General features: G+C 62.4%; 9 protein-coding genes and 1 pseudogene. 7 read left to right on the top strand and 3 right to left on the bottom strand.

Annotation, left to right across the window (positions count from 1 at the left end; translation table 11 throughout):
- The first annotated feature begins 234 nt into the window (after positions 1-234).
- Both MUU54_RS21320 and MUU54_RS21315 read left to right on the top strand, forming a co-directional pair.
- The gene (locus MUU54_RS21320; protein WP_247245973.1) at positions 235-717 is read left to right on the top strand and encodes an Hsp20 family protein; all 483 of its coding nucleotides are present in this window, start codon (positions 235-237) and stop codon (positions 715-717) included.
- A 133-nt stretch (positions 718-850) separates the two neighbouring features.
- Entirely contained in the window at positions 851-1,510 is a 660-nt protein-coding gene (locus tag MUU54_RS21315; protein ID WP_247245972.1) for an N-acetylmuramoyl-L-alanine amidase, read from the top strand.
- A 53-nt stretch (positions 1,511-1,563) separates the two neighbouring features.
- On the opposite strand, the gene MUU54_RS21310 is transcribed toward MUU54_RS21315, so the two are convergent.
- The gene (locus tag MUU54_RS21310) at positions 1,564-2,610 is read right to left on the bottom strand and encodes a threonine aldolase family protein (RefSeq protein ID WP_247245971.1); all 1,047 of its coding nucleotides are present in this window, start codon (positions 2,608-2,610) and stop codon (positions 1,564-1,566) included.
- A gap of 392 nt (positions 2,611-3,002) precedes the next feature.
- On the opposite strand from MUU54_RS21310, the gene gltB reads away from it, so the two are divergent.
- The 4 genes from gltB to MUU54_RS21290 are packed head-to-tail and all read left to right on the top strand — an operon-like array spanning position 3,003 to position 9,893.
- Complete coding sequence (gene gltB / locus MUU54_RS21305; RefSeq protein ID WP_376742237.1) at positions 3,003-7,694, top strand: glutamate synthase large subunit; 4,692 nt, start codon at positions 3,003-3,005, stop codon at positions 7,692-7,694.
- A gap of 57 nt (positions 7,695-7,751) precedes the next feature.
- Positions 7,752-8,021, top strand: coding sequence for an antitoxin (locus MUU54_RS21300; protein WP_247245970.1), 270 nt, complete (start codon positions 7,752-7,754; stop codon positions 8,019-8,021).
- A complete protein-coding gene (locus tag MUU54_RS21295; protein ID WP_247245969.1) occupies positions 8,018-8,416 on the top strand; it encodes a type II toxin-antitoxin system VapC family toxin in 399 nt (132 codons plus the stop codon). Before MUU54_RS21300 ends, MUU54_RS21295 begins: the two co-directional genes overlap by 4 nt.
- Before the next feature lie 22 nt (positions 8,417-8,438).
- Positions 8,439-9,893 (top strand): glutamate synthase subunit beta, encoded by a 1,455-nt coding sequence (locus MUU54_RS21290; protein WP_247245968.1) that lies wholly within the window; start codon positions 8,439-8,441, stop codon positions 9,891-9,893.
- A gap of 15 nt (positions 9,894-9,908) precedes the next feature.
- Here MUU54_RS21290 and MUU54_RS21285 read toward each other — a convergent pair whose 3' ends face one another.
- Together MUU54_RS21285 and MUU54_RS21280 are read right to left on the bottom strand one after the other, a co-directional pair.
- The gene (locus tag MUU54_RS21285; RefSeq protein WP_376742233.1) at positions 9,909-11,123 is read right to left on the bottom strand and encodes an SGNH/GDSL hydrolase family protein; all 1,215 of its coding nucleotides are present in this window, start codon (positions 11,121-11,123) and stop codon (positions 9,909-9,911) included.
- A gap of 69 nt (positions 11,124-11,192) precedes the next feature.
- Positions 11,193-12,413 (bottom strand): lytic murein transglycosylase, encoded by a 1,221-nt coding sequence (locus MUU54_RS21280; RefSeq protein ID WP_247245967.1) that lies wholly within the window; start codon positions 12,411-12,413, stop codon positions 11,193-11,195.
- Between the two features lie 200 nt (positions 12,414-12,613).
- On the opposite strand from MUU54_RS21280, the pseudogene MUU54_RS21275 reads away from it, so the two are divergent.
- Positions 12,614-12,732, top strand: a pseudogene (locus MUU54_RS21275) (UTP--glucose-1-phosphate uridylyltransferase); the annotation flags it as partial.

Raw genomic sequence — 12,732 nt, 5'->3', positions numbered from 1 at the left:
ACCCTCACAAAGGCTTTAGCAAGAGGCGGCTGAACCTTCGCCGAACCTGGCATTCATCCGCCATTCAGGCGTTCGCGGCGCCGACGCGAAAGACCTCTTGAAGCTGAAAACGGCAATTCCCATCTAGTTTTTGCGGGCGCCGAAAGGGTCCGTTGAACCGCTGCCGCATCGCCTTTACGGGGTGCGGAGCGATCTGAAGAAAAATCGCAAACGTCGCTTCCCAGGAGGACACACATGCGTCACGTCGACTTCTCCCCCCTTTACCGTTCCACTGTCGGTTTCGACCGCATCTTCAACCTTCTCGATACGCGCGGGCAGCCTGATCAGGCGCCGAGCTATCCGCCCTACAACATTGAGCGCACCGGCGAGAACACCTACCGCATCACCATGGCGGTTGCTGGTTTTGATGAAAGCGAACTCAGCATCGAAGCGCACGCGCATGTGCTGACCGTGAAGGGCGAAAAGAGCGAGGACGAAAAGGCCGAGCAGAGCGAGTATCTTTATCGCGGCATCGCCAAGCGCGCCTTTGAGCGCCGCTTCCAGCTCGCCGACCACGTCGAGGTTCAGGCAGCATCGCTGAAGAACGGCCTGCTGCACATCGATCTCCTGCGCAACATCCCTGAAGCCATGAAGCCGCGCCGCATCGCGATCGCCGCCGAAGCTTCAGATGCGCCGAAGACGATCGAAGCGCAGGTCGACCGCCAGACAGTGAACTAAGCGTCTCGTCACCTTACGGCCTTCGGACGGCTCCTCCTCGCTGAGGGGCCGTTTTCTTTTTGCTCGCGCCGCCTTGGCTGATTGAATTCTTCATCTATGCTACTTGAAGGAGTGCAGTGGTGGGAAGAACGTGATGCGCAAGATCCGTCAGCTCGTGGTGCACACGGCCGCCGCCGACATAGCCAACGTCGATGTCAGCGAGATCGACGACTGGCACCGCAAACGGGGTTGGAAAGGCATCGGCTATCACTATGTCATCATCGACGACCGGCACGGATCACTGCCGGATGGTGCTTTGCAGGAGGGGCGTCCGGAAGAAGAGGTTGGCGCGCATGTGGCGGGGCTAAATCGTTTTTCGATTGGAGTCTGCTGTGTCGGCCACGGCGACCGGCGCGATTTTACCGTAAAGCAGAAGGACACGCTCACTGATCTACTGGCTCAGTTGGCGCAGAGATACGATGTCCCGGTCGAGAACATCATCGGCCAGCGCGAAGTGAACCGGTTGATCGATCGGGGAGAGGTGGAGGAGGAGTTCCGTACCTCCAAGACCTGTCCGGGAACGCTGCTGGACATGGGCAAGATCCGCCGCCTCGTCGCATCAAAGCTTGGGGCAAGCCAGCCTGCCGCCATGGCGCCACCCAAGGACCTGATCGACGCGATGGATGTGATCGCGGCGAATGAGAGGCTTCTCGGCAACGCACTTGGCGAGTGGCGATGCTTCTTTTTCAGTGGCGAGATGCGTGGTCTATCGCGACCAAAATCCTTTCGAAACCGGGGTAGCCGCGCGGAATAAAGCAGTGTTCCTGCCAGCAGGTTGGCGGCGGCCTGCGAACCGCCGCCAGTGGTTCAAGCGATCGCGCTCAAGAACGCGTCCACATCCTCCGCTGTGGTGGCAAAGCTGGTGACGAGGCGGATCAGCGCTTCGTCATCGCCGACCGGCTCCGGCATATCGCGCGGTTCCAGCCAATCGTAGAACTTGGCGCCCTTCTCTTGGGCCGCCTTCATCATCTCTTTCGGAAGAACGGTGAAGACCTCGTTCGATTGCGTCGGCCAGGCAAGCCGGGCGGTGTTGGAGGCGCGAAGCCCTTCGCGGAGGCGGTCCGCCATCGCATTCGCATGGCCGGCCAGTTCGAGCCAAAGGTCGTCCTTCAGATAGGCCTCGAACTGGGCGGCGATGAAGCGCGACTTGGAGAAGAGTTGCGCTGCGCGCTTGCGGATGAAGGGCAGTTCCTTCGCCATTGCGGGATCGAAGAAGACAATTGCCTCCGCGCACCAGCAGCCGTTCTTCGTGCCGCCGAAGGAGAGGATGTCGACGTCGCGCTTCCAGGTCATCTCGGCCGGCGTCGCATCGAGCGCCACCAGGGCATTGGCAAAGCGGGCGCCATCCATGTGCAGCGGCAGGCCTTCCGCCTTGGCGATGTCGGAAACTACCTGGATTTCGTCGAGGCTGTAGATGCTGCCAACTTCAGTCGCCTGCGTGATGGTGATCGCCGCGGCGCGGCCGTGGTGGACGGCAGTCTGCGGGTAGCGCGCCATACGGGCCTTCAGATTCAAGGGGTTGATCTTTCCTTCCGCGCCTTCGACTGGTATCATGCGCATGCCGCTGAAGAAGTCGGGCGCGCCGCACTCGTCCTCGATCACATGAGCTTCGCTGTGGGCAAAGACGACGCCGCCCGGCCGCTCGACGCTCGCGAGCGCCAGCGAGTTGGCTGCGGTGCCGGTGGCGACGAAGAAGACCGCCACTTCGCGTTCGAAGATCTCGTTGAAGCGCTGCTCGATGGCGCGGTCGAGATCGCTCGTGCCGTAGGCGGCGGCAAAGCGGATCGATTCCCGCATCAGGCGTTCATTGATCGCAGTATGAGCGCCGGCCCAATTGTCGGAAGCAAAAAACATCGTGGGAAATTCCTTAAGGCTTGGGAGGAGTGGACCTTAGCCATTTTGCTCCGCGGATCAATCCGGCGTCCTGGCTGTTCGGTGGGTGGCAAGAAGAGACTCTGAAACCGGGTCCAGCGGCAATAAAGTTACAGGGAAGTCGATGCCTCGCTAATCTTCTGTCGGATGCTCCTTCGATTGTAAGGCGCCCGCTCTTGTGATGCCCGCTCAAGTGTGGCATAGAACTTTGAGAAATAGGTCATATGTGCTGTCCTATTTCTATGGCCTGCGTCCGCTTTCACGCTCCTGCGACGAAGGTGCCGGCGGTGTCGGTGCGGCAGACGGCCTGATGGAATTCAACCACCTTGTCCTGCGGGACCGAAGGAGGAACGACGATGACGAAGATTGTTGACATGCATGCCGCCGGCGCGGGTTCCCGAGAGGCCGAGATGGCAGTCACGCGTCCGTTCGCGCCGTCCGCGCAGGGCCTTTATGATCCGCGCAATGAGCATGATGCCTGCGGCGTCGGCTTCATCGCGCACATGAAGGGCCAGAAGTCGCACCAGATCGTCAAGGATGGCCTGTTCATCCTGGAAAACCTCACCCATCGCGGCGCCGTTGGCGCCGACCCGCTGATGGGCGATGGCGCCGGTCTTCTCGTGCAGATCCCGGACCGCTTCTTCCGGGACGAGATGGCAAAGCAAGGCGTGACGCTCCCTAAGGCCGGGGAATATGCAGTCGGTCACTTCTTCCTGCCACGCGACGCGGAACAGGTGGAGCACTTCAAGAAGGTCATCGTCGATGTGATCGCGGAGGAGGGGCAGCAGTTCCTTGGTTTCCGCGACGTGCCCGTGGATAATTCCTCGCTTTCCAAGGCGCCGGAGATCGCCGCGACCGAACCCTATCACCTGCAGGTCTTCATCGGCGCGGGGCGGGATGCGACGACAAACCATGAGTTCGAGCGCAAGCTCTTCCTCGTCCGCAAGGTGATGTCGAACCGCATCTACGACCAGTTCGGCGGCCAGGAGACCGGCTTCTACCCCGTATCGCTGTCGTCCTCGACGATCGTCTACAAGGGCATGTTCCTGGCCTACCAGGTGGGCGCCTATTACAAGGACCTGTCGGACCCGCGCTTCGAATCTGCCGTGGCGCTTGTCCACCAGCGCTTCTCGACCAACACCTTCCCCTCCTGGAAGCTGGCGCACCCGTACCGCATGGTCGCCCACAACGGCGAGATCAACACGCTGCGCGGCAACGTCAACTGGATGGCGGCGCGCCAGGCGTCGGTCTCGTCGCCGCTCTTCGGTGAAGACATCTCCAAGCTCTGGCCGATCTCCTACGAAGGCCAGTCGGACACGGCCTGCTTCGACAACGCGCTCGAGTTCCTGACCCGCGGCGGCTACTCGCTGGCGCATGCGGTGATGATGCTGATCCCGGAAGCCTGGGCCGGCAACCAGTCTATGAGCCCGGAGCGGAAGGCCTTTTACGAGTACCATGCTGCCCTGATGGAACCGTGGGACGGACCTGCAGCGGTCGCCTTCACCGACGGCAAGCAGATCGGCGCCACGCTCGACCGTAACGGTCTTCGTCCGGCGCGCTATGTCGTCACCTCCGACGACCGCGTCATCATGGCCTCGGAAGCGGGCGTTCTGCCCGTGCCGGAAGAGACCATCATCAAGAAGTGGCGCCTGCAGCCGGGCAAGATGCTGCTGATCGACATGGAGAAGGGCCGCATCATTTCCGACGAGGAAGTGAAGAGCGAGCTTGCCACCAAGCATCCCTACCGCAACTGGCTGGACCGCACCCAGATCATCCTGGAAGAGCTGCGTCCTGTCGAGCCGCGCGCGCTGCGCCGCGACGTGTCGCTGCTCGATCGCCAGCAGGCCTTCGGCTACACATCGGAAGACACGAAGATCCTGATGTCGCCTATGGCGACGACCGGGCAGGAAGCGGTCGGTTCGATGGGGACCGACACGCCGATTTCGGCCATGTCGGCGAAGTCGAAGCTGCTCTACACCTATTTCAAGCAGAACTTCGCCCAGGTGACGAACCCGCCGATCGACCCGATCCGCGAGGAACTCGTCATGAGCCTCGTCTCCTTCATCGGGCCGCGTCCGAACATCCTCGACCATGAGGGCATGGCGAAGGCGAAGCGCATGGAAGTGCGCCAGCCGATCCTCACCAATGGCGACCTGGAGAAGATCCGGTCTATCGGTCACATGGAGGATCACTTCGACACCAAGACGCTCGACTTCACCTATGCGATTGAGCGCGGCGCCGAAGGCATGCCCGAAATGCTCGATCGGCTCTGTGAGCGAGCGGAAGCGGCCGTGCGCGGCGGCTACAACATCATCGTTCTCTCCGATCGCCAGATCGGCCCGGACCGGATCGCAATCCCGGCCTTGCTGGCGACCGCGGCTGTCCATCACCACCTGATCCGCAAGGGTCTGCGCACCTCGGTTGGCCTCGTCCTCGAGTCCGGCGAGCCGCGCGAAATCCACCACTTCTGCTGTCTCGCCGGCTTCGGCGCGGAGGCCATCAACCCGTATCTCGCCTTCGATACGCTGACCGACATGCACGCCCGCGGCGAGTTCCCCAAGGAAGTCGATGCCGGCGAAGTGGTAAGCCGCTACATCAAGGCGGTCGGCAAGGGCATTCTTAAGGTCATGTCCAAGATGGGCATCTCGACCTACCAGTCCTATTGCGGCGCGCAGATCTTCGACGCCGTCGGCCTGTCGTCCGAGCTCGTCAACAAGTACTTCTTCGGAACGGCGACCACGATCGAGGGCGTCGGCCTCAAGGAGATTTCCGAAGAGACCGTGGCACGCCACCAGGCCGCTTTCGGCGCGGATCCCGTTCTGGCCCGCACGCTCGATATCGGCGGCGAGTATGCCTATCGCATGCGCGGCGAGGCCCATGCCTGGACGCCGGATGCTGTTGCCTCGCTGCAGCATGCGGTGCGCGGCAACAGCCAGGATCGTTACCGCGAATTCTCGGCCATGGTGAACGACACGGCGCTGCGGATGAACACCATTCGCGGACTGTTCAAGATCAAGTCGGCGGAAGAAGTTGGCCGCAATCCCGTGTCGATCGACGAGGTCGAGCCTGCGGTCGACATCGTCAAGCGCTTCTCCACGGGTGCCATGTCCTTCGGCTCGATCAGCCGCGAGGCGCATACGACGCTGGCGATCGCGATGAACCGCATCGGCGGCAAGTCGAACACCGGCGAGGGCGGCGAGGAGAGCGATCGCTACTTCCCGCTGGCGGACGGCTCGCCGAATCCGGAGCGCTCGGCGATCAAGCAGATCGCCTCGGGCCGCTTCGGTGTCACGACGGAATACCTGGTCAATGCGGACATGCTGCAGATCAAGGTGGCGCAGGGCGCAAAGCCCGGCGAAGGTGGCCAGCTGCCCGGCCACAAGGTGGATGCCACCGTTGCCAAGACGCGGCATTCGACGCCGGGCGTCGGCCTGATTTCGCCCCCGCCGCACCATGACATCTATTCGATCGAAGATCTGGCACAGCTGATCTACGACCTGAAGAACGTCAATCCGGAAGCGGATGTCTCGGTCAAGCTGGTGTCCGAAGTCGGTGTCGGCACGGTTGCTGCCGGTGTCGCCAAGGCGCGTGCGGACCACATCACCGTTGCCGGCTTCGACGGTGGCACGGGTGCGTCGCCGCTTACCTCGCTGAAGCATGCGGGCAGCCCCTGGGAGATCGGTCTTGCCGAAACCCAGCAGACGCTGGTGCTGAACGGTCTGCGCTCGCGTGTGGCGCTGCAGGTCGACGGCGGCCTGAAAACCGGCCGCGACGTCATCGTGGGTGCGTTGCTCGGTGCCGACGAGTTTGGCTTCGCGACCGCACCGCTGATCGCGGCTGGCTGCATCATGATGCGCAAGTGCCACCTCAACACCTGTCCGGTGGGCGTTGCGACGCAGGATCCGGTGCTGCGCAAGCGCTTCAAGGGCACGCCGGAGCACGTCATCAACTACTTCTTCTTCGTTGCCGAAGAAGTGCGCGAGATGCTGGCGGCGCTGGGCTTCACCAAGCTCGATGACATCATCGGCATGTCGGAACTGCTGTCCAAGGACGAGGTGATCGCCCACTGGAAGTCCGAGGGTCTCGACTTCACGAAGATCTTCCACAAGGTGGAGGCTCCGAAGGAGGCGACCTACTGGACGGAGCGCCAGAATCACCCGATCGACGGTATCCTCGACCGCAAGCTGATCGAGAAGTCGATGCCGGCCCTGGAAAACAAGGAGCCGGTGGTCTTCGAAGTGCCGATCAAGAACGTCGACCGCTCTGCCGGTGCCATGCTTTCCGGAGCTCTTGCAAAGCGCTGGGGCCACAAGGGGCTGAAGGACGACACGATCCATGTGACGCTGCGCGGCACCGCCGGCCAGTCGTTCGGCGCCTTCCTGGCCCGGGGCATCACCTTCGATCTCGTCGGGGACGGCAACGACTATGTCGGCAAGGGCTTGTCCGGCGGCCGCATCATCGTTCGTCCGCCGGAGACGTCGAAGCTGAAGGCCGAGCAGGCGATCATCGTCGGCAACACCGTGCTTTACGGCGCGATCACCGGCGAGTGCTATTTCCGCGGCGTGGCCGGCGAGCGATTCGCCGTGCGAAACTCTGGTGCGATCGCCGTCGTCGAGGGCGTGGGCGACCACGGCTGCGAATACATGACGGGCGGCATCGTGGTGGTGCTCGGCGAAACGGGCCGCAACTTTGCGGCGGGCATGTCCGGCGGCGTGGCCTATGTGCTCGACGAGGAAGGCACATTCGCCAAGCGCTGCAACATGGCGATGGTCGAGCTCGAGCCGGTTCCGGAAGAAGACGACATGCTGGAGAAGCTGCACCATCACGGCGGCGATCTCATGCACAAGGGCCGCGTCGACGTATCGGAAGACATGACCCGCCACGACGAGGAGCGCCTCTACCAGATGATCTCCAACCACCTGCACTATACGGGTTCGGAGCGGGCTAAGGAGATCCTCGACCGCTGGACCGAATTCCGGCCGAAGTTCCGCAAGGTCATGCCGGTGGAATACCGTCGTGCACTGGAAGAGATGGAACGCATGCGCATGGGGGTTGCGGCGGAGTAGTTGAAACAAGTCAGGTCTTGTAATATGACATTGTCATATTACAAGGTGGAGGTAGCGATGCAGCCGATAGCGAAGGAGCGGAAGGCAAGGATCTTCATGAACGGTCGAAGCCGGGCGGTGCGGATTCCGAGCGATTTCGGACTTTCCGGCAATGAGGTCGTCATCCGCCAGGAAGTGGATGGCATCATCACGATCCGCCCGGGAAAGCAGAAGCGAACACCGGGCGAGTTGGTGGCATATCTTCGGCAGGCGGAGCTACTGGGAGAGGAGTTTCCGGAGATCGAGGATCTTCCTCTCCGGCCGGTGGATCTGGATGTGCCTGAGTGAGCTACCTCTTCGACACCAACGTGATCTTCGATCTGATTCGCAACCCACGGGGCAAGTTTGGTGAGCGGATCGCAGCTCTCGAAGATGGCGATCTCGTCACGAGCATCATCGTCGCCGCCGAATTGAGGTACGGGATTGTGAAGAAGGGGTCGGAGCGTCTGGCGACACTGGTTGAGGCGGTTCTGGGTGATTTCGAAGTACTGCCTTGGGAAGCGCCGGCAGAAATTCACTACGCTGCAGTCAGAGACAGTCTGAGCCGCAGCAGACAATCGATTGGCGACATGGACATGCTGATCGCGGCACACGCACTTGCGTTGGACGCGGTGCTGGTGACGGACAACGAAAGAGAGTTTTCCCGGGTGCCGGGATTGAAGATCGAGAACTGGCTGCGGTAGCAGCGGAGACAAGGGTTTAGACATGGGCAAGGTAACGGGTTTTCTCGAAATCGACCGGCAGGTGATGAAGTACCAGCCGGCATCGGACCGTATCCGCCATTTCCGCGAATTCACCATTCCCATGTCGGATGCGGAGGTGACGAAGCAGGCGGCGCGCTGCATGGACTGCGGCATCCCCTATTGCCACGGTCCGACTGGATGTCCGGTGCACAACCAGATCCCCGACTGGAACGACCTCGTCTACAGCGGCAAGTGGGAAGAGGCGATCCGCAACCTGCATTCGACCAACAATTTCCCCGAGTTTACGGGCCGCGTCTGCCCTGCGCCTTGCGAGGAAGCATGCACGCTGAACCTCGAGGATGCGCCGGTTGCGATCAAGACGATCGAGCAGGCGATTGCGGACAAGGCTTATGAACTCGGTCTGGTCGCGCCACAGCCGGCCACCACGAAGACCGGCAAGAAGGTCGCGGTCATCGGGTCGGGTCCTGCCGGCCTTGCAGCCGCCCAGCAGCTGGGCCGGGCTGGCCACAACGTGCATGTCTACGAGCGGGAGACGAAGCCCGGCGGGCTGCTTCGCTACGGCATCCCCGACTTCAAGCTGGAGAAGAATTTCATCGACCGCCGCGTCGAGCAGATGAAGGGCGAGGGCGTCACCTTCCACTGCGGCGTCAACATCGGTGTCGACAAGCCGGTCGAGGAATTGATCGCCGAGCATGATGCGGTTCTCTATTGCGGCGGTTCCGAAACGCCGCGCGCTGCGGGTATTCCGGGCGTCGACCTGCAGGGCGTGCATGATGCCATGCCTTATCTCGTCCAGCAGAACCGTCGCGTCGGACGCGAGAACATCGACAGCGTCGGCTGGCCTGCCGATCCGATTCTAGCCGGTGCCAAGCATGTGGTGGTCGTCGGCGGCGGCGATACGGCGTCCGACTGCGTCGGCACTGCCTTCCGCCAGGGCGCGGTCAAGGTGACGCAGCTCGACATCCGCCCGCAGCCGCCGGAAAAGGAAGACAAGCTCGCCGTCTGGCCCTTCTGGGCAACGAAGATGCGTACTTCATCGTCGCAGGCCGAAGGGGCAGCGCGCGAATTCCAGGTCGCGACGCTGGAATTCGTCGGCGAGGACGGGCACCTCACCGGTGTGCGGTGCTGCGAGGTTGACGAGCGCCGCAAGCCGATTGCCGGCACGGAGTTCATCATCAAGGCAGATCTCGCCTTCATCGCGATCGGCTTTTCCGGGCCGCTGCAGGAAGGCGTTCTGAACGAGCTGGAAGGCAAGCTCACGCTCAACGTCGATCGCCGCGGATCGGCCAACGTCGTTGCCAACGACCGCGACTACAAGACGTCGGTGGACAAATTCTGGGTTGCCGGCGACGTTCGCCGCGGCCAGTCCCTGGTGGTGTGGGCGATCCGTGAAGGCCGCCAGGCGGCGCGCGCGATCGACGAGGCTCTGATGGGAGCATCTGTCCTGCCGGTCTGACCGCCAGCACATTCCCTACTGCATGCTCGGCAGCGCGTAGTCGTCGATCCGTCCCTTGGGCGGTGATGGCAGTTCGCCGCGCTTGACGAGCATGTCACGGGGCGATTCCACGGTCGGCGGCGGCGGCGGTGCAGCACCGAGAAGCTCGCTGCCACCGTCGAGCGCAGGATCCGTCATCCCGATCGGCTGGACCGGGACGGCCGACGTGGGCGAGGGCGGCAGGATCTGAAGCTCCGGCAGGTTGCTGGCGTCGAGCTTCACGAGTTCCGGGCTTGCCATCTCGCCCAAGTGTCTCCGCGCATATTTCTCCACGTAGAAGGCGAGCTTGCGTTTGCCGGCGGTGGTGAAGTTAATGCCGTCGGAGCCGCGCAGGCGCGCCTGCTGGCCGTTCATGTCCGATCCGGTGACGACGAACTTGCCGTCCTCGTCGACGAAGCCATCCCAGATATCGACGAATTCGCCACCGATCTTGGCGACCTCGGCGCGGTAGATGCCGTTCAGCTTCACCGCATCCCGCATGAATGACGGCGACTGGAAGGACGGCAGGCCGACCCACAGGAGCGGGATCTTGCGGCTCGTCACGATGGTGCCAAACTCGCGCACGCGCTCCTCGTATTCCTTGAACCAGGCACCACTCGGGAATTCGAGCCGCGCATTCTCGGTCTTCATCTGCTGCCGGTCGTTGGCGCCGATCATCACTACGACGAGCGCCGGCTTGACCTCCTCGATCATGCCCGGGAGCTGCTGCGGCCAGTCGTAATAATCCTGGCGAACGAGACCGGACGAGCCGTTGCTCCGCTCGTCCACGACAACGCCGGGAGACTGCTCGAACGCGGTCTTCAACTCGTCGCCCAGGCCGCCGGCGAGGAAGTCACCGACCACGAGGATGGGCCGTGCATTTTCCAGCTTGTTTACCGGCTCGGGCTTTGCGGGGGCGGGTGGCGGTGCGGGGCGCGGGGCGGAGGCGCGCGTTGCCGGAGCACGGTTGCGCCGTGCCGGCCTCTGTTCCCTTTGGCGCGCACGCCGCGGAACCACTTCCCGAACGGGAGGCGGGGGATCGATGTAGCGGCGACCGCCGCCAAACAGCATATCCAGGAGATTGCGACGCGGCACCCGCTCTTGCGCGGACGCGGCGCTCCACTGCATGGGCCATGCGAGGAGCAGGGCGAGGAAAGCCACCATCGCTCGGGTCAGAATGCGTCCGCCGCCCATGTTCTGCAAAACCTTCATGCTTTTGCCGTCTGCTCTCGCCCCAGCGTTCAAGTCTGCGATCTGGGGCGAGACACTGTCGATGTCAACTCAGCGCAGGGCCTTGAGGAGATGATGGGAGGGCTCGCCATTGGCTTCCATGCCGAGCCGCTGCTGGATCGCGGTGATGGCAGCCTTCGAGCCGGAGCCGAAGTTGCCGTCAATCTCGCCATCGTAATAGCCGAGCTGCTTGAGCTTCGTCTGCAGCTCGAACTTCTCGGCGACGTCCAGCGTGCCGTCTGGCCGCGGCCAGCGCTGATGCATGCCGCCATATCCGGCGATCTGGTCGGCGAGCAAGCCAACGGCGAGCGCGTAGCTGTCGGCGGCATTGTAACGCTTGATGACGAAGAAGTTGCGCGTCATCAGGAAGGCCGGGCCATTGCCGCCAGCGAGCAGCTTCAATTCAGCACGGTCGCTGGCCCGCGGGAAGGGCTTGCCGTTGGGCCGGGAGAAGCCAAGTGCCGCCCATTGCTCCAGTGTCTTGGTCTGGCCGTCATACTTGGCAGCCCCGCGAGGAAGGACGGCCTCGTAGCCCCAGGTCTTGCCGGTCTGCCAGCCGTTCTTAGCCAGCAGGTTGGCGGAGGTTGCGAGTGCATCCGGGATAGAGTTCCAGATGTCGGCTCGTCCGTTGCCGTCGGCGTCGAACTTATAGAGGAGGTAGCTCGACGGAATGAACTGCGTGTGGCCCATGGCGCCGGCCCAGGAGCCGGTCAGCTGCGTCGGCGCAACTTCACCCGACTGCAGGATCTTCAGCGCCGAGATGAGCTGCGTACGCGCAAATTTGGCGCGCTTCGGGTCTCCCCAAGCAAGCGTTGCGAGCGCCTGGGGAATGTGGTGCAGCCGGTCGGGCTTCTCCAAGACGGCGCCGTAGTTCGATTCCATCGACCAGATGGCCAACAGGACATGCTTGTCGACGCCGAAGTGGTTCTCCAGCGCGGCAAGCGTGCGGCCATGCCTGTGGAGCATCTCCTGGCCGATCTTGACGGTGTAGGGGTTCACGCGCGAATCCAGATAGTCCCAGATCTGCGACTTGAATTCAGGCTGATAAGCCGCCTTTTCCAGCACTTCCTTGTCGGGTGCCGTCACTCCGGCAAAGGCATTGTCATAGGTCGAGCGGCTGATGCCCGCCTTGGCGGCTGTGGGGTAGAAATTTGCAACCCAAGACTTGAAACCCGCATCGGCACGGGCATGTATCGGATTGGTCGCGAGGGCTGCCCCTGCGATCAGCGCGAGGGCGAGGCCGCGAAAGCGATTGGTGGCGAAAATGGTCATCGGCAGTCGTGTCCGTTGCTCTTCAAGTTTCATACTTCACCGAGCGTGGTGTCCGGCTTAACGATTAGATAACAGGACGGGGTCAACAAACTCTTTACCATATCTGCCCCGTGCAGGTCACCGGTGTTCGTAAGGTCGTAAATCAGCCCTAGTTGACGGGATTGTGATCGGCGCAATGAATTGTGCTTCAGGAGGTGTGCGTGGCACAGAAGAAGATACGTAAGGCAGTCTTTCCAGTAGCGGGTCTCGGTACCCGCTTTCTTCCGGCCACAAAGGCCGTTCCGAAGGAAATGCTGACGGTCGTCGACAAGCCCGTCAT

It is taken from the genome of Pseudorhizobium tarimense (assembly GCF_022968135.1).
Classification (GTDB): Bacteria; Pseudomonadota; Alphaproteobacteria; order Rhizobiales; family Rhizobiaceae; genus Neorhizobium; species Neorhizobium tarimense.
The sequence above is the reverse complement of the archived record's forward strand: the minus strand, read 5'-3'. Positions and strand labels throughout refer to the sequence as shown.